Below are 16,611 nucleotides of genomic sequence, written 5' to 3'. Positions count from 1 at the left end.
GTAATAGACTCCGTGCGGACATGGAGCGCTTGCTTCAAGTCCGTCCTGGTTGGTGTTTCGGGTGGTCTTGATTCCTCTATCCTGTGCGCTGCCATTGACCGGTCGGAAACGCACGTGCGGGGGCTCAATATGGCTTGGCCCGACGCGGAGGGCGACGAGCGCGCCAGCGCCCGGCTGTTGACTCGAACGCTTGGGCTGGAGCTTGACATCTTTCTGTATCGCCCGGAGCACATAGATATTGCCCAGCCGATTGTGACATCGGCAGTCCGCCCGTTCATGGCGCCTTATGTGCAGGCGATTGTTCGGGCACGGGACGCGCTTGCGCCTCGCGCGGCGGTGGAAGCCTATTTTTCGGGTGACGGGGGAGACAATGTCTTTTGCCTGATGCAGTCGGCGACGCCTGTGTTGGACCGCATTCTAGGTCGGTCGCGACCACAGGATATCTGGAACACGCTCAACGATGTGGCGCGGTTGACCGGCGCTGACATTCCCAGCATTTTAAGGGCCGCCGTTTCAGGACTTAAGCGCGCCCGACTGCGGGGTGGACAGGCCGGTGATTCCAGCTATCTGGCTGGCGCAGCGTTGGCGCGCGCGATTGAGACGGTAGACCGCCATCCTTGGCTTCAAGCGTCTCATGCTGTCCTTCCCGGCGCAGCGGCGCATATCCGCATGCTCAGGAGAGCCCTAGGTAACGATGGCTTCCATAGCCGGTATACACATCCGCCCGCCATTTCCCCTCTTCTCTCTCAGCCCATCGTCGAATTCTGTTTGGGCATTGCGAGTTGGGACTGGGTCAGGGGCGGGATGGACCGTGCTCTGGCGCGCGCGTCGTTCGCAGATGATCTGCCATCCGAAATTGTTCATCGCCGCACAAAAGGGGGACCATCGGGATTTCTGAACCATCTCTACTGGGAAAATGAAGAGCAGATTCTCACGCATTTACGCTCGGGCTTTCTCGCAAGCGCCGGGATCATCGCGGGGATTCCCGTCGATGGCAACGCGCGATCCGCTGATCCGCGCGCGCCTCGGCGTCTGCTCGGCCTTGCGGCAGCTGAAAGCTGGGCACGCCTGTGGGAGGGCTGAGGTCTGTCTCAAGGTTGATGCTTGTCACGAAGCGCGTTCCATCGCGATCGTCGTGCATCATCCGATCCGATGGGGGGCTCAATGTCCCGCAGCCAGAAGTCGAACCACGCGATATTCTCTTGCATCGCGGCACGCTGGTTGGAAGGGATGTGGAACAGATGAGTCTCGTCGGAGGCCGACGTCTCCCCGGGATAAAGCGACATCTCCGACGGCACGCCCGCAGCTTCCAGAGCCTGATGGAAATCGATGGCGCCTTCCCAGGGCTCGGCGAGTTGTTGGAGCATGGCTGCCGACACGAAGCGCGCCCGGAACGATGGCGCAAACGCCACATAATCGGGATAGGCAAGGGGATCACTGGGTGGACCGCCATAGATAGCGCCATAGCCGCAGCGCCGGCTGCGATAGGCAGCCGGCTCCAGATAACCGCCATCCCCACTCGAAGCAGCCTTGAACAAATTTGTCTGCGTGACAGCGACGTTGGTAAGCTGCGACCCATAGCTATAACCGGCTATACCCAGCCGGCCCGGGTCGATCAGGCTCTCGGCATCCAGCGCGGCAATGATGCTCCGAAAGCTCTCGACGGCGTTCAACCATATCAGGCGCCGTACCTCCGAAGGTGCGGTCTTGCCGTCGCATCCTGTCCAGCTATCATTGGCCGCTTGGAGGATACGGCTCTGGCTGGCGTAGGGCTCGTTGACAAGTGCTACGACGTAGCCACGCTCCGCCAAGACCTGCACTGGATAATTCCATTGCATGTCCGGCGCCGCGAAGCGCTCGTCCGCATCGTTGCCGTGGTTGACGATGATCGCAGGATAGCGCTTGCCCGGCCGAAATCCGCGCGGATACAGAATGAAGGTCCGAAACTTGAAGCCGTACCTGTTGGTGAGCGTTCTCGCCTCTGATCGCAGCGGCGCAATGGCATCGTGCCGCGGTGAAACTGAACGAATCGGGGTGATGCGACCGTCCCGGGCCGACACCGCAACAAACCGGGGTGGTCGTGTCAGCCCTTCATTCACACAAACCCCTTGCGCCAGATCCGGCGAAAAATCGCAATGTCGCAGGCTTTCCGCGCCCTGGATGAGCCTCGTTCGCCCGGATCGGTCGATCCGCAAAAGCGCATAGCGCGCCGCCTCGGCAAGGCGGACGGCGGTGATCGTGAACGAACCGCCGGGCGCGCTCCAGTTACCGGTCGATCGAGGATCCGAAATCGACAGGCTGGTGGGGCCATAGTCAATTGAGGTCCCGTCACTCCTATGCTCGAGGAGATGCCGGACTTCGCCCACCCATTCCACGCTCAGCAATCCGCCCTGCGGTCCGCGCGCCAGGCTGCCCGCTGGCTGAGGGGCGGCGTTCGCGAGAGGCACCGCTGCGCGGTCCCCGAATGTCCAACGATATCGCGTCATCCGCAGATGGCCACGATCTCCCGTCTGCAGGCCAAAGTCGACGGAATCGGCATGCCAAACCGGCAGACCACCGAGAAAGCGCGCCACCTTGTCCGTGCCTTGGGCGGTTGCAATCCGTATCGGTTCGCCGCCAATTTTCCTATGGAAAAACTCCACGGAAACTGGCGGGGCCGGTCGGCGATTGAGTCCGGCTCCCACGACTTCATCATCGATCCGCGTCCTACGCTCGAAACGCCCCGGACGCACGATCGAATAGAAGAGATGCTGCCCGTCGGGTGACCAATCGTAGAACGCCACGCCGATTCGAAGCGGGCCGGTGAAGGTGTAGCCGACCTCCGCGCCATCGGCATTGCCGGTGAGGATGGTGTCGCCGTTCACGACCAGCGGGCTGACCCTGCCGCTGTTGTCGAACGCGTAGAGTTGCACACCGTCACCAAGATCGGCGAGAAAGCTCCATGACGCCTTGCCCGGCATCGGGCGTACGAGTTCGATCCAGGTCGATCGAATGACGATGCGATCCCGACGGTTGGTCAGATCGAGGATGTGCAGTTCGAAGGCTGGGCGATCCTTCTCGATATCCGCGATACGCAGGATATAGGCAAAGGATTGACCATCATGCGCCAGGCCAACGCCTGTCACCTCTGGAATGGCTAGCACCTCGTCGACCGTCCATGTCGGTGTGCTTGGCTGGATTGGCAATGCGCTTGCGGACGCTATCGGCGAGAGCGCGGCGCAGATTGCAAACCATCGCACGTCCCTTTCCCTCACCATGACTTGCGCAGGCTGACGGCGATGAAGCGTCCGATCTGAGAGAAATTCGTGCTGTCGAATGGCGTGTCGGAAGGAGAGCCCGACATGATGACAGGCGGCTTGGCGTTGAAGATATTGTTGATCGTGAACCCGATCTCAAACGCCTTATCCGCACGCACAACGGCAGACAGATCGAAGGTGGATGGGCCGTGGATCTTGTAGCTGGAGTTCGTCCGGTTGTCGGTCAGATCGGATGACAGGTTGGCGAACCCGGACATCGTGAACAGGGGGACCGAATAGCTGACGCCAAATCGTCCGCGGAGATGCGGCGGATTGAACAGCGTTCCGGCAAGGTCACGGCTGGGAAGGCCTGGGAATAGACGCTGGCTACTTTCGATCCAGGTGCCATCAAAACTGAAGTCGATCTTCTCGCGGTCTGGATTACCGATGGCATAGCGCAGCGAGAGCCCCATGCCCTTGTAGGTCGCCCGCGCGACATTGCGATCGCGCCTGTCAACGATCGCCACGACTGAACTGGGATCGTAAGGACGACCCGTGCTGTTCTGCAATCCGATATCGGCCCCGCCGGCAAGCGCCTGCTGGAGCGACAGGCTCGGTGACAGGGTGATGAGATCGGCATATGCCGGATCGTTGAGAACGCCCACGGCCGTCTCGACAGGCGTTGCGATGCGATCCTTATAGGCGAAGTGGAAGTAGCTGAGGGTGCCGTTCAGTCCGGGGAGCGCATCGGGTTCGAAATCGGCGGATACCGTCCAGTTGGTCGATCTTTCCGGTTTCATGTCCGGACTCGCACCCACGAGAACGATCATCGTCGATCCCGGCGGAAAGCCGGTCGCATAGCGCTGCGTCAACGCCAGGACGGCGGAATAACCCGAATGGCGCTGGAAGAGCGTTGGTAGCCTAAAGGAGCGCCCCCAACTCCCCTTGAGCGTGAGACCCTCAATCGGCTCATACGCAACACCCAGCTTCGGCAGGGCAACCGAGCCCACGCCAGGATTGGCTTCGTATCGGAATGCGGCCGTTATCGACAGGGAGCGGCCAAGTGGCGAGGCTTGGGCCGGAGCAATGACGGGAAAGAAAGCCTCAGCATATCCGAAGCGGTTTTCCTGATGCTGATCGAAGTCGCGACTGACGATGCCCAGTGTCGAACTGAGCAGTGAAATGCCCGTTCGGCGATAACCCGCGCCAATGGCCAGACGCGCCGAGCCCGCGGGCAGAGAGACAAGTGGTCCTTCCGCGCCGACCTCGAGAGAAACGGAGTCATTATCATATAGCCGTTCGCTCGTTCCATAAACGGCTCCGCCGATCCAGATGTCCGAATTGATTCTGGTCTTGTCCCTGCCGAAGGAGGAGATCAGCCGCGCCGTCCAGTCCCTGCCCAGCCGCGCGGTCAGGCTCGGCGCGACAATGAAGGACGTAATGTCAGCCTGGCCGGTGCCACCGCCTGTCCTGTATGGCCGATCCGTGAAACTCTGGATGAAGTTCTGGCGCCCATCCTTGTAGAGAAGGTCGACCTTGGCTGAGAGGCTGCTGCCGATATCCTGGAACAGGCTGACCAGCACGCTGTGGCGGGACAGCTTGGGATAGATGCTGGAATCCGCGGCCATGTTGGCGGTGTAGGATCGACTCCCGGCCATGATCGCTGAATTGGATGTGTAGTCGTAGACCGCCAGCAGCCCGCCGCCGGTCCACGTGTGTCCGGCCGCCACATTATATTGCTGTTGGAAGTAGCCGCCGTCGGTCGCCCCGCCGAACCGGCTCGCCACGGTCATACCTTCATAATCACGACGCGAGACGACATTGACGACGCCGGCGACGGCGTCGGCCCCGTAGATCGCCGAGGCTCCATCGGCGACGATTTCGACCCGTTCCACTGCGACCGCCGGGATCGCGCTGATATCGACTGCTGCATTCACGCCGGTGTAGCTGAGCCGATTGCCGTTCAGCAGCGTCAGCGTTGCGTTGGGGCCCAGCCCGTACAGATTGACCGATGAGGCGCCGTTGACATTTTCATTGGCAGAACCCTGGCTCGTACCGATGCCGGGATTCTGCCCCCCGCCAAAGTTCAGCGGCGAGCTTCTGATGACATCGCCAAGATCGCTTTGCCCGGCGCGGCGGATGTCTTCGGCTGTAATGCGCACTATCGGGGCCGAGGGGGGAGCCCCGCGAATCCGTGAACCCGTGACGACGATCTCGGATCTGTCTGAGGATGGTGAGGCATCTACCTCCGCCTGTTCTCGCCCCCGGATGATCACCGCTCCTTTCGTGAAGCGCGCGCGGAGGTTGGTACCGGCGAGGAGCCGTTCGATCGCCTGGCGCGCCGTCAGCCTGCCTTGCAGCCGGGGAACGGAGACGCCGTTCACATCCTCGGCCGAGGCGTAGAGTTCCCAACCGGCTTCCGCGGCAATCATACGGAGCGCATCGCCAAGATCCTGCGCCGGTAGATCGAACTCGCGGGCATCGCGACCCTGCGCCAATACTGCTGCCGGCATGGCTCCACAGACTGCCCCAGCCAACAATATCGCAATCGAACGAACCCGTTTCCCCGTCATATTGCCCCCTGATCTGTGGAAGGCGAACCTCAATGGCTCGCTCGTGGGGGGCTGTTGACGCAGGGGCCGGGGCGACCTTAGCCGCCTCGCGAAATAATTATCGCGTCCGCAAGTGAATGCCGTCCGGCTTGTGGGCGATCTTGAGGTCGAAAACCTCGGCGATCCGCGACACAAACGTCGCGGTATCCGTGAGCTTGAACCGCCCCGACGCGCGAAGATCGCCCGTCGCTGCGTCATCAAAGATAATCGGCCGGTCCGAATAGCGGTTGGCGTCCGCGATCAGCACGTCAAGCGGCACCGAACGATATTCGACCCAGCCCTCCGGCCAGTCGCGGCGATCCGCGCCGGTGTCGATCACTGGCTCCGGCCGAAACGCGCCGAGCCGATAGCGCACAGGCTGACCCGTGAGGAGTGGGCGAACCGGGACGGTATAGACCGCCGGCTGCGCCATCGAGCGGATATCCGCTTTCCCCGATAGCAGATTGACGAACACCTGTTCATGATCGCCATAATCGACGTCGAAGACCGCCTGCTGCGCTTCGATCCTGCCCGATCCCGCCTCCACGACGAAGGGACGCGGATCGGTGGCGACAGCGAAGCGCGCTTTCCCCTGGCGCAGCCGCAGTCGCCGTTCCGCCTTGCCCATGGCGACCTCGACCCGGCTGTCGCCATCAAGCGTGACCTTCGAGCCGTCCGACAGGTTGTAGGTTCGAATTTCCCCATGCCCCGTCTTCAAGGGATTGTCTGTATGGGCGATATGGGGCCCGGCGCCGGTGGAAATGACCTCGCGGGATGGACGCAGCACGACGATCAGCGCAATCGCAGCGGCGACCGCCGCGCTCGCCACCAGCCATGTCCGGGACCTGGACAAGCCCCATGGATTGAGGCGCCCGGAATCCTTCAGCCGTTCTGCTTGCCCAAAATGCTCCTCAACCCATTCATAAGCTCGCCGATGTTCGGACGCTTGACCCAGCCAATCCTCGAAGGCATCCCGAAGGCTGTCGGCATCCTCGCCGCGCATCTTCACGAACCATTCGATCGCCTTTTCCTCGATCTGCTCGCGGCGTTCAGCGGCCTGACGCTCATTGTCGTTCATCGTGCGGCATCCACCGATCGGGCGATGTGCGCCAACGCCTTCATCATATGATATTCCACGGTCGCGATGCTGATTCCCAATTGTTCATGGATCTGCCGATAGCTCAGTTCCTCAACGCGATGCATCAGAAACACGCGCCGTGTCTTTTCCGGCAAGCCGTTGACCGCTTTCTCGTAGAGCCGCAGCAGGTCCGCCGCCTCGATGCTCCAGCTCTGGTCGGGGGGCGTTGCCATGTCACGTTGCTCATCCAGGGGGAAAAAGATCACATTGTTCGCAGCGCGGCGCCGTGCCCGATCTATCAGGAGGTTGCGTGCGATGCGCTTCACGAAGGCGGCCGGACTGCCGAGCCGCGACGCCTGCTGGCTGCTGGCGGCGCGCGCAAAGACCTCCTGCACAAGATCGGGAGCCGCTTCATGGCCCGCGCGCCTTCCAAGATAGCGCAGCAAGCGATCTCGTTCGGTCCGGAACGTCTCTTCAAGACTTGCGGTCGGCGAAAGTTCGCCCGGCTCCGGCGGCCCGAACGGCGTCACGGGACTGTTATGGCAACCCGACGACACCGAGCGCGGCGGTCGGCCGTCGATGAAAGGCGGATAGGAAGAGGACATGGCGGCTTCCGGGCAGCAGCACGCGAAGGCCGAATGGTTCGACCCGTCACGTTTCCAGCGCTGTGCCGCCGTCAGGCTTCTTTGCAGACGCCTTTGCCCGGTACGGCCGCCTGTCCCTCATGGACGGGCGTTCTTGATGCCTGGCCTTCTGAATGCGAACAATGGCCAGAAAGTCCGCAGCGCGAACATGGCTGGAACATTTCGGGAAGGCAAGGGGAAGCCGAGGGAGGAGAAAAGACGGTTGCAATGCCGATCAGGTCTATGGAATCTTGGCCGAGCCTCGGTCAGGTTCCGCACACTGGAGTATTGTCATGAGAAATCCATCGCTCGCCGGTGCACTGACCATGGTGTCATTGCTGGCTGCCTGCGGCAAAGCAGAGCCGCGCGGCACGCAATATTTCGCGGCGCATCTGGATGAAGCCCGTGAAGTGGTTGCCGGTTGCAGCAATGGTTCGGTACGCGGAGACGAGTGCACGAACGCTGATCTGGCGGTGCAGGAAGCGGACGCGAAGGAGCGCTTCAGGAAATTCCGCGGCAAATAAGCCGGGAAGGAAAGGCACTGGGCGGCCGGCCTTCGGCCGTCGGGCTCTATCGCGAGGCGGCGACCGGGCCGCTTTCGGCCCGGCCCATTCGGGTCACGATCCCTCCCGCGCGACTTCCCGTTCGAGGGCGTCAAGGCGCTCGGTGCAGATGGTGTGGACGGCGGCGCCCAGCGCTTCCACGCGGGCCGCAAGCCATGCCAGTTGTTCATTGTCGATCGGGTAATGTTTGGAATAGCGCGACTTCACATAGGCTTCCTTGAGCTTTTGCCAGGCGGCCTGCTCGAACCTGCGGTCCTGCGGCCAGATATTGACCAGACGACGATCCAGCCGTTCGGCCTGGGTACGGAGAAAGCCGATATTATGGACATGGGGCGTGTAGAAGGTCACGACCAGCAGGATGCCATGATATAGCCGTTCGGTGGTCTGATGGAGATCGAACGCAGCGTCCTTATTGTATTCTTTCTCCATGTAGAATTTCGCACCTTCGAAGCGCTTCTGTGCGGCTGGAAACCACTCCTCATAATATTCCCGAGCCATGGCGAGCGCCTGCGCCGGCGTCTTCGGCTTGGGCTCGTGCAGTTCGGTGTCGGCGAACTCGTACAGCGCGATGCCGTCACGGCGCACATCCATGAAGAAATAGCGGCCGTGCGCAAGGCCATCGTTCACCTCCTGCAAGGTGTGGACGATGAAATTGACTGGGGTCCTGAGCGTCTTGGTGATGGCCAGTTCGCGGTTCAGCCGGTCCTCCAGTTTGAGCCAGTAGTCGACCCGCCCGATCAGCCTCTTGTCGTTGACGATGATGAGCAAGTCGAAGTCGGACTTGTAGCCCTTGGCCGTGTGTGGCTCGTCCACCCAGCCGCCGCGGGCGTAGCTCCCATAGAGAACGATCTTCTCGATCCGCCCGCGCTTTCTCCACTGATGCTTGGCCAAGGCCGTCGCATCCTCGAACTCCTCGAAGATCAGTTGAACCACATAATTCAGTTCGCGCTGCTTCTGCGCGGGAAGATGGTCGAGGCCGGTCCGCATGGGAACAACCTAGCAACATCCCTCTGAATATCCACCCCAATCCCTCTCTTGCCCGACGGATATGCACCGTTAGGCATGAATGCGCCTTCCACACGGATATGAGCAACAGGAATCCGATATTTGGTGGACGCAATCTCCCCCCCGATCGTTCTCGAACGTCAGCCTACAGAAGTTATTGCGGTGTCGATCAACCGCTGGCAGGCCATGATATTGATGCACAAATATCTGGCGCAAACATCAGGCCTCATGAATGACAAGGAAGCGTCCGGGATGCGACATGCCCCGAAAGGCACCAGCAATTTACGCTTCACGCTGATAGATTGGTCCGACCGCATGAATGTTCGGAGGTTTTCGTGAAGCTGTTTGCTATAGCCATTGCCGTGGCTGGCTCGACCGTGCACGGGGTTGCCGTGCCAGGTGCGGTAGAAGAAGCGCGTTCGGCACTGGAATTAGGTGTTAAGTCCCAGCATGTGATGGTGTAGATTTAACCTTATCACAGCGAGGGAGCTAGGGGCCAGGTTCTCCACGGCAGCGCCAAGACCACGCACGCCATTCGAGGCGAGTTACAGCGATCACAAGCTTCGGTCGCGAACCTCGCGAAGCGATACGGGATCAACGAAAAGACCGTCTTGAAGTGGCGCAAGCGGCAGTCGGTGGAAGACCTGCCGATAGGGCCAAGGGACCGCGGCAGCACCGTCCTCTCGCCTTATGGAGGAAGCTGCCAGCGGATGCCGTAACCCCACGTTAAGGCCAATCGAATATGGGTGAAGTTTGGCAGCATGACGCACGGGGTCGCATCGCCGCAAAACGTCGTCCAGAAGGCCAATCCTGACGAATTTCGCTATCATTTCCCCTCCAATCTTAAGCAATATTTTAAAACTGCAATAAAATATCAAATCTCAGATCGAACAACCGTCCGAAGATGGCTTCAGGACACCGTTTTTTTGTCATCTTGTCACCCAAGATCCCTTATCGGTGGGGCCCCGGTTCAGGATCGGCAGCGTCGCGGAGTTGAAGGTCAGGATAGCGGTGCCGGATCAGGTGGCGCAATCCCTCCTGCCATGGCACCGCGCATCGCCCCACCATGGCGATACGCTTGGCATTGTCCGTCGCACGCGGATAGGATGTCGCCTCCCGCGTTTGGTTGAATGTGTAATCCTTGCCTATCACCTGCGCGATCCAGGGCACCAGCCGTTCGACGGAGGTCGGATCGTCGCCCGCCCAGTTGACAATATTGCCGCCAATCTGCGCCGCATCGAAAAAGCCTTCCAATTGCCCGGTAAAGTCATTTTCGTGGATCGGGCTGCCGACATTTTCCCAATCCGGGTTGATGTTGACCGGCCGCCCTTCATAGACCGCCGAGATCAGGCCACCGGGCAGGCCGCCATTGCCGCCCACACCATAGGACCAGTTCATGCGCGGGATGGTGACGGGAACCTGATGGATTTCCGAAAGCGTCCGCGCCACCGCCTCGCCCGCGAATTTCGTCGGCCCATAGGGAAAACGGCTGGTGATCCGCGTGCTGCCGCCCAGACGATCCGTTTCCTTGTAGCGATGCCAGGGGTCGGGATGATCCCAATAGACCCCGGTGGTGGACACGTAGATCCAGGATTTCGCCTTGCGGAAATGGTTGAACAGCAGGCCAGTGCCCACCCCGTTCTGGTGAACGCCGGTATCGAAATCGACCGGAAATGTGTCGGCGGCGATGTGCAGCACATAGTCGACATCGTCGGGCACGCCGGTAAAGTCGCCGGTGGTATAATCGCATTTCACGGCCTGTACGCCCAGCTTTTCGGCGGCTTCCAGAGACCCTTGCTTCGTGTAGCGCGCGAGGCCGATAATCTCGTTCCCGGGCGCCAGCAGCGCAGCGACCGAGCTGCCGATCTGGCCGGTGAGGCCAGTCATGGCGATTCTCTTACCCTTGAGCATCCTGTTCCTTCCTGAGTTATGTTCAGCGTGCCAGCGCGGGCGCGTCCATGATGTCCTGAACCAGACGCTCCAGCGCGGGCGCGAACTTGACCTTGCACGGCCCGGTGATCGAGCGCCGCCGGGTGGGATCGGCGGCGGTTCCGGTCGGCGCGCCGGGAAAGGACTGCACCGTCACCGGCAGGGGGCGCCCCGTCAGCTTTTCGATCTGGGCCGCGGCATCCTGCGTGGTGATGAGTTCATCGCCGCACCAGTTGGTGATGAGCGCGGGCACCGCCGCCGCGTCGAGCAATGCCTCGATCTGGTCGGCCATGTCGTCATTGTGGATCGGGCTGTGCGGGTTGGGATCGCACGGCGCGGTCATGCCCTCCCCCTTCAGCGCGCGCTTTATCATGCTGCCATGATAGGCGTCATGCACGCCGAAAACCGTATTGAGCCGCGCGATCGTGACCGGCAGGTCGAAGGCGCGGGCGCAATAGCGGGCCACCGCTTCCAGCCCGACCTTGCAAGTGGGGCTGGTTTCCGCATAGGCGGTGGCGCCCCGGCCGATCGGATCATCCTCATGATAGAGATGCCACGGGTCGGTCCTGGCGCCATAGACGCCCATGCCGGAGACGATGAGCGCCGCCTTCGCCTTGCGGCAATGTTCCAGCACGAAGCCCGCGCCTTCGACATTGATGCTGATCGCCTCGTTCAGCCGGTCGATGGGACCGCGCCACCAGGCAAAATGCAACACATAGTCGAAATTGCCGGGCAATGCCGACAGATCGCCCGAGGCCAGATCGACGGGCACCGTACGGATGCCTGCCGCTTCGGCCTCGGCGCGAATGGCGGGGTCGTTGAAGCGGGCGGCGCCCCAGACTTCGTTGTCCTTCGCGAGTTTCTTCGCGATCGGGAAGGGACCAACGCCGGTGACGCCGGTCACGAGTATCCGCTTGCCGTTCAGCATGGGCGGGTTTCCTTTGAATAGCGGCTCATGCGCCTGTCAGGGATTCAGCCAGCATCCGCGACACGTCGCCGGACGTCACCCGGCGCGAAGGATCGCCGGGCGTCACGCCACCCATGTCGCGTGGCGTGACGTCGACATCGCGCGCCAGCGCCCGAAGCGCGCCGACCGTGCTCTCCTCCCGTTTGCGGGTGGCGAAGGGATCGAACTTATATTCGCGCATCGCATTCAGATGCGTGATCTTGTTCAGGGTGGCGTCGGGCAGATCGTGAACCGCCTCCCACAACACTTCGGGAGCACGGGGCCAGGTGGTGTCGGCATGCGGATAGTCGCATTCCCACGTCACCATATCCTCGTTGAGATCGGCGAGGTTGCGCACCCCGAACCGTTCCTCGATGAAGCAGGTGACGAAATGCTTTTTGAACACTTCGCTTGGCAGTTTTCCGCCGAAATTCGCCTGCGTCCATTCATGATGCCGATCGTGGGTGATGTCCGCGCGTTCGAGGAAATAGGGAATCCAGCCGATGCCGCCTTCGGCCAGCGTGATCCGCATATTGGGATAGCGTTCCCAGATCTTCATGTGAATCCAGTCCGACGCCGCATTGGCGATGGAGATGGGCATGGACAATATCCACGAATCGATCGGCGTTTCCGGCGAGGCATGGGGCGCGGCGTTGCCGGTGCCCATATGAGCGGTAATCATCATGTCGGTATCGGCGATCGCCTTCCACAGCGGCTCCCAGCTTTCCGCATGGATGCTGGGCAGGCCGATCTGGGCCGGATTGTCCGGCATCGTCACGGTGTTGGTGCCCTTGGCGTGGATGCGCCGCACTTCCTTCGCCGAAAGCTCCGCATCCCATAGCGGCAGCAGGGCCAGCGGGATCAGCCGATCAGAATGCGCGCCGCACCAGCTTTCCAGATGCCAGTCATTATAGGCCTGAATGCAGGCCAGCGCATAATCCTTGTCAGGAAGATCGATGAACACACGGCCCGCGAAGGAAGGAAAACTGGGAAAGCAGAGCGACCCCAGCACGCCGTTCGCATTCATGTCGTCGATGCGCCGGTCGACATGCCATGCGGCCTCGCGCATTTCGGAATAGGAACCCGCCTCCATGCCATATTCGTGCTTCTGGCGACCGGCGACCGCGTTCATGCCGATCATCGGCGATGGCTTGCCGTCCACGGTCCAGACGTCGCGCCCCTTGGCCGTGCGCACCACTTTGGGCGCGCGATCGGCGAAGCGGGCCGGCATGCGGCCTTCATACATGTCGCGCGGCTCGATGACATGATCGTCGACGCTGACTAGAACCATATCGTCCATCTTCATGCCGAAACTCCTCTAAAGTTCAGAATGCCGCATTGACGCCGTAGCGTTCGATATAGGGTGCGAAGCGTTCGCGCAGGACGCGCGCGTCGAGGCCGAAGCGCTCCGCGCCGTAGCTGTGCCGCCCATGCTTGTCCTGCGGGTTGGCCTTGAGCCATCCGCCGATCGCCGCGCGCGTCGTCTCGTCGAAGGGCATGGCGAAATGCGCGTAGATACGCTCCACCGCCCCCAGCGGGTCGCGCATCACATCATCATAATGCACGTCGCAAATCTGGCGCTGGTCGGGCAGCCGTTCCCGGAACAGCATCGCCCGCTGAAGCGCGAGTTCCTGAAGCGAGGCCCATTCGCGGCCCAGCATCTGCGGGTCGGTGTCCGGCTTCAGATTGCCGCGCGCCCTGTAGATGAAGCTCGCCAGGCTGGCCAGCGTCGTGCCCGGATCGCGGTGTATCCACACCAATCGCAGGTCCGGATAGGTTTCGAACAGCCGTTCCATCGTGAACATATGCTTGTTCGACTTGCAGACCCAGTGGGTGCCGCGGTGGCGATGCTGGAAATGCTGGAGGCACTTCTTGTGCCAGGGATAGGCATCTCTGAAATCCTGCGCGAGCAGCCAGTGGAGATAGGAAGGCACCTGATAGGTGCCGAACGTCCCCTGATTCATCACCTCCATGTCGAACAGGCGGCCACATTCCTCCGGCAGGCGCGCGTCGAAGGGATGGATTTTGAGCAGTTCCTTCGAGATGCCCGCGACCTGCGCTTCGGCCAGCGTGATCCGCCCGTCGCTGTGATAGCTTGCCGTTTCGGGCGGCGGCGACGGGTTGAGCAATTCCCAGTGCAGCGTGCCCCGCGCGCCCGGATCGGCGGTCAGCAACGCCTGAAGCAGCGTGGTGCCCGACCGGGGCAGGCCCATGACGAAAACCGGTTTCTCGATCTTCTCTTCGGCGATGCCCGGAAACCGCTTGCGATCCTCGATGATCCTGAGCCGGTTGCCGAGCACGAACGCCAGATTGCCCTCGATACCGGGATAGCGGTCGGGGTCGATCCCCGCCTCCGCCATGATCGAGGCGTAAAGGCGCTCCAGCCCTTCGCGAAAGCCGCCGCCGCCCCAATCATGGAGGCCGGTGAGCGACTCGGCAGCGGCCAAGGTCCGGTCGACACTGAGTTCGCCCAATTCCCTCTCCTTTTCTTCCCGCGATCGGCTGTTGGAACGATCGGCATGGACATCATCTCTCTAAACTGTATAGACAGTTAAAAAGAAGAGCGTCAAGCCAGTGGAGGAGACGGGCTGTCATGCATGGCGATGGACCGACGGCATTGCGGGCGAACGGCCGATGGGCATGAGCGTAAGGAGCGTTGCGCTGGTCACCGGCGCGGCCGGGGGCATCGGCCGGGGCTATGCGGAGGCGCTGGCGCACGACGGGCACGCCGTCATCATCGCGGACCTGAACGGCGAGGGCGCTGAGGAAACCGCCGCCGCGATCAGGCAGGCGGGCGGCGAGGCGAAGGTGGTGCGCACCGATATCGCCGACCGGACCGGCAATGCCGATCTTGCCCGCTTCGTGCGCGATGAATTCGGGCGGCTCGACATTCTCGTCAACAACGCCGCCTTCTTCAGGGGCATCAAGCTGGTGGCCGCGATCGACGCCGATCTGGACTATTGGCGCGAGTTGTTCCGCGTGAATGTGGAAGGCACGCTGGGCGTGACGCAGGCGCTCCGCCCGATCATGCGCGACAGCGGCGGCGGACGGATCGTCAACCAGAGTTCGAGCGGCGCCTATATGGGCAGTAGCGATCCCTATTCGATCTGCAAGACCACCGTTTCCGCGCTGACCGTGGGTCTTGCCTCCGACCTTGCGGGGGAAGGGATCACGGTCAATGCCATCGCGCCCGGCCCGGTGCCGACCGAAGCGATGAAGGGCCATGTCAGCCCGGAAGTGCTGGACTGGCTGATTTCCCGCACGCCCATCGCTCGCCCCGGCACGATCGCCGACATGGTGAACGCACTGCGCTTTCTGGTATCGCCGGAATCGAGCTGGATCACAGGTCAGACGATCATCGTCGATGGCGGCATGATAAAGCGGCTGTGACGATGCGGAAGGATGCTGAAACGCTGTCGCACCCCTCTCAGTTCGGCACCATGGAGCGGCATGTGCCGGACCATGTGCCCGCCGATCTGGTGTTTGATTTCGAACATTATTCCGATCCCACCTATGCGCTGGACCCGTTCGGCGCGTTCGATCGTGTCGCGCGGGACGCCCCGCCGATCTTCTGGTCGCCCCTGCTGGGCGGCTTCTGGGTCGTCACGCGCTTTCAGGACGTGTTTGAAGTCTATCGCGACAACCGCCTGTTTTCTTCAGCGCAGATCGGGGTTCCCGCGGCTGTGATGCCCTACAAGCTTCGCCCCCTTCAATCCGATCCGCCGGAGCATAAATCCTTCCGCCGCCTGCTGGAACCCGCCTTCACGCGCCAGCAGATGCAGAAATGGAATCCGCGCATCCGGGAGATCAGCCGCGAATTGTTCGCCACCTTTCGGGCGCGGGGCGAATGCGAGTTCATTGCCGAATTCGCGCGTTTCCTGCCCAACCGGGTGTTCATGGCGCTGCTTGGCCTGCCGGAGGAGAATTTCGAGACGTTCATGCGCTGGGAACGCGCCCTGCTCCACGGCGAAAGCGCGCAGGACCGCATGTGGGGCATGCACGCGATCGAGGATTTCGTTGCGGATCATTTCCTGTCCCGCCGGGGCGCAGCGCGCACGGACGACCTGACCGACTTCGTCGTGCACGGCGAACTGGACGGGCGGCTGCTGGACGAGGAGGAGTTGAAGAGCGTCGGCTTCATGCTCTACATCGCCGGGCTGGACACGGTGCAGGCGATGCTCGGCTGGGCCTTCCGCCATCTGGCCATCCGCCAGGACGACCAGCGCGCGATGCGCGGCTCCGACGAGGCGCGGGCGCGCGGCATGGAGGAGATATTGCGCATGCACGGCATCGTCGCCAGCGCTCGCACCGTTTTCGATGACTGCGAGTTCTGTGGCGTCGCGATGAAGAAAGGGGACCGCATCCTCTGTTCGGCCGCCTTCGGCAATCGCGATCCCGGCCGCAATTTGCGCGGAGGCGACAGTGACATATCGGTCAAGCTCAATCCCCACATGACCTTCGGCGCCGGCCCGCACCTGTGCCTGGGCATGCATCTGGCGCGGAACGAACTCGACATCGTTTTTCAGGAAGCTTTTTCAGCCCTGCCGCAATTCCGGCTGGCAAAGCCAGCCAGGATGCACGCGGGCGGCGTGTTCGGCGTAACTGAACTACAGTTGCGATGGGATATTTAGGAGAAGCAT

At 61.8% G+C, this 16,611-nt stretch carries 14 protein-coding genes and 1 pseudogene; 6 read left to right on the top strand and 9 right to left on the bottom strand.

Features of this window, described 5'->3' with window-relative positions; genetic code table 11:
• A partial coding sequence (locus MJ601_RS19585; protein WP_242129603.1) for an asparagine synthase-related protein occupies positions 1 to 1,083 on the top strand: 1,083 nt, incomplete at its 5' end.
• An 8-nt stretch (positions 1,084 to 1,091) separates the two neighbouring features.
• On the opposite strand, the gene MJ601_RS22055 is transcribed toward MJ601_RS19585, so the two are convergent.
• The 4 genes from MJ601_RS22055 to MJ601_RS19565 all read right to left on the bottom strand — a co-directional run bounded on the left by MJ601_RS22055 (position 1,092) and on the right by MJ601_RS19565 (position 7,510).
• The gene (locus MJ601_RS22055; protein WP_242129601.1) at positions 1,092 to 3,239 is read right to left on the bottom strand and encodes a prolyl oligopeptidase family serine peptidase; all 2,148 of its coding nucleotides are present in this window, start codon (positions 3,237 to 3,239) and stop codon (positions 1,092 to 1,094) included.
• 11 nt (positions 3,240 to 3,250) lie between these two features.
• A complete protein-coding gene (locus tag MJ601_RS19575; RefSeq protein WP_242129599.1) occupies positions 3,251 to 5,749 on the bottom strand; it encodes a TonB-dependent receptor in 2,499 nt (832 codons plus the stop codon).
• A gap of 157 nt (positions 5,750 to 5,906) precedes the next feature.
• Positions 5,907 to 6,905 carry a FecR family protein gene (locus MJ601_RS19570; protein ID WP_242129597.1) on the bottom strand — a complete coding sequence of 333 codons (999 nt, stop codon included), beginning with the start codon at positions 6,903 to 6,905 and terminating at the stop codon, positions 5,907 to 5,909.
• Positions 6,902 to 7,510 carry an RNA polymerase sigma factor gene (locus tag MJ601_RS19565; RefSeq protein ID WP_242129595.1) on the bottom strand — a complete coding sequence of 203 codons (609 nt, stop codon included), beginning with the start codon at positions 7,508 to 7,510 and terminating at the stop codon, positions 6,902 to 6,904. Before MJ601_RS19565 ends, MJ601_RS19570 begins: the two co-directional genes overlap by 4 nt.
• Before the next feature lie 311 nt (positions 7,511 to 7,821).
• Between MJ601_RS19565 and MJ601_RS19560 the strand changes: the two genes are divergently transcribed.
• Entirely contained in the window at positions 7,822 to 8,052 is a 231-nt protein-coding gene (locus tag MJ601_RS19560; RefSeq protein WP_242129593.1) for an EexN family lipoprotein, read from the top strand.
• Positions 8,053 to 8,145: 93 nt separating this feature from the next.
• Here MJ601_RS19560 and MJ601_RS19555 read toward each other — a convergent pair whose 3' ends face one another.
• Positions 8,146 to 9,078, bottom strand: a complete 933-nt coding sequence (locus MJ601_RS19555; RefSeq protein ID WP_242129584.1) for a HEPN domain-containing protein — start codon at positions 9,076 to 9,078, stop codon at positions 8,146 to 8,148.
• A 123-nt stretch (positions 9,079 to 9,201) separates the two neighbouring features.
• Between MJ601_RS19555 and MJ601_RS19550 the strand changes: the two genes are divergently transcribed.
• Both MJ601_RS19550 and MJ601_RS19545 read left to right on the top strand, forming a co-directional pair.
• Entirely contained in the window at positions 9,202 to 9,435 is a 234-nt protein-coding gene (locus MJ601_RS19550) for a hypothetical protein (protein ID WP_242129582.1), read from the top strand.
• A gap of 194 nt (positions 9,436 to 9,629) precedes the next feature.
• Positions 9,630 to 9,785, top strand: a pseudogene (locus MJ601_RS19545) (IS481 family transposase); the annotation flags it as partial.
• Between the two features lie 262 nt (positions 9,786 to 10,047).
• On the opposite strand, the gene MJ601_RS19540 reads toward MJ601_RS19545, so the two are convergent.
• The 4 genes from MJ601_RS19540 to MJ601_RS19525 are packed head-to-tail and all read right to left on the bottom strand — an operon-like array spanning position 10,048 to position 14,445.
• Positions 10,048 to 10,983, bottom strand: a complete 936-nt coding sequence (locus MJ601_RS19540) for an NAD-dependent epimerase/dehydratase family protein (RefSeq protein ID WP_242129580.1) — start codon at positions 10,981 to 10,983, stop codon at positions 10,048 to 10,050.
• 46 nt (positions 10,984 to 11,029) lie between these two features.
• Positions 11,030 to 11,953: an NAD-dependent epimerase/dehydratase family protein gene (locus MJ601_RS19535; RefSeq protein ID WP_242129578.1), complete on the bottom strand. Its 924-nt coding sequence runs from the start codon at positions 11,951 to 11,953 to the stop codon at positions 11,030 to 11,032.
• 25 nt (positions 11,954 to 11,978) lie between these two features.
• Positions 11,979 to 13,277, bottom strand: coding sequence for an amidohydrolase family protein (locus tag MJ601_RS19530; protein ID WP_242129576.1), 1,299 nt, complete (start codon positions 13,275 to 13,277; stop codon positions 11,979 to 11,981).
• A gap of 19 nt (positions 13,278 to 13,296) precedes the next feature.
• Entirely contained in the window at positions 13,297 to 14,445 is a 1,149-nt protein-coding gene (locus MJ601_RS19525) for a sulfotransferase family protein (RefSeq protein WP_242129575.1), read from the bottom strand.
• Positions 14,446 to 14,611: 166 nt separating this feature from the next.
• Between MJ601_RS19525 and MJ601_RS19520 the strand changes: the two genes are divergently transcribed.
• Entirely contained in the window at positions 14,612 to 15,361 is a 750-nt protein-coding gene (locus MJ601_RS19520) for an SDR family oxidoreductase (protein ID WP_242129573.1), read from the top strand.
• Positions 15,362 to 15,363: 2 nt separating this feature from the next.
• Positions 15,364 to 16,602, top strand: a complete 1,239-nt coding sequence (locus tag MJ601_RS19515; RefSeq protein ID WP_242129605.1) for a cytochrome P450 — start codon at positions 15,364 to 15,366, stop codon at positions 16,600 to 16,602.
• Positions 16,603 to 16,611: the final 9 nt, after the last annotated feature.

Origin of the sequence: Sphingobium trunci, from assembly GCF_022664535.1 — a bacterium.
Classification (GTDB): domain Bacteria; phylum Pseudomonadota; class Alphaproteobacteria; order Sphingomonadales; family Sphingomonadaceae; genus Sphingobium.
This window is presented reverse-complemented; position numbering and strand designations above follow the sequence as displayed.

Coding starts and splice junctions, on each gene's coding strand:
- MJ601_RS19575 (WP_242129599.1), bottom strand. CDS start 5,749: ATGCCGGCAGCAGTATTGGCGCAGGGTCGCGATGCCCGCGAGTTCGAT.
- MJ601_RS19570 (WP_242129597.1), bottom strand. CDS start 6,905: ATGAACGACAATGAGCGTCAGGCCGCTGAACGCCGCGAGCAGATCGAG.
- MJ601_RS19565 (WP_242129595.1), bottom strand. CDS start 7,510: ATGTCCTCTTCCTATCCGCCTTTCATCGACGGCCGACCGCCGCGCTCG.
- MJ601_RS19560 (WP_242129593.1), top strand. CDS start 7,822: ATGAGAAATCCATCGCTCGCCGGTGCACTGACCATGGTGTCATTGCTG.
- MJ601_RS19555 (WP_242129584.1), bottom strand. CDS start 9,078: ATGCGGACCGGCCTCGACCATCTTCCCGCGCAGAAGCAGCGCGAACTG.
- MJ601_RS19540 (WP_242129580.1), bottom strand. CDS start 10,983: ATGACTGGCCTCACCGGCCAGATCGGCAGCTCGGTCGCTGCGCTGCTG.
- MJ601_RS19535 (WP_242129578.1), bottom strand. CDS start 11,953: ATGCTGAACGGCAAGCGGATACTCGTGACCGGCGTCACCGGCGTTGGT.
- MJ601_RS19530 (WP_242129576.1), bottom strand. CDS start 13,277: ATGAAGATGGACGATATGGTTCTAGTCAGCGTCGACGATCATGTCATC.
- MJ601_RS19520 (WP_242129573.1), top strand. CDS start 14,612: ATGAGCGTAAGGAGCGTTGCGCTGGTCACCGGCGCGGCCGGGGGCATC.
- MJ601_RS19515 (WP_242129605.1), top strand. CDS start 15,364: ATGCGGAAGGATGCTGAAACGCTGTCGCACCCCTCTCAGTTCGGCACC.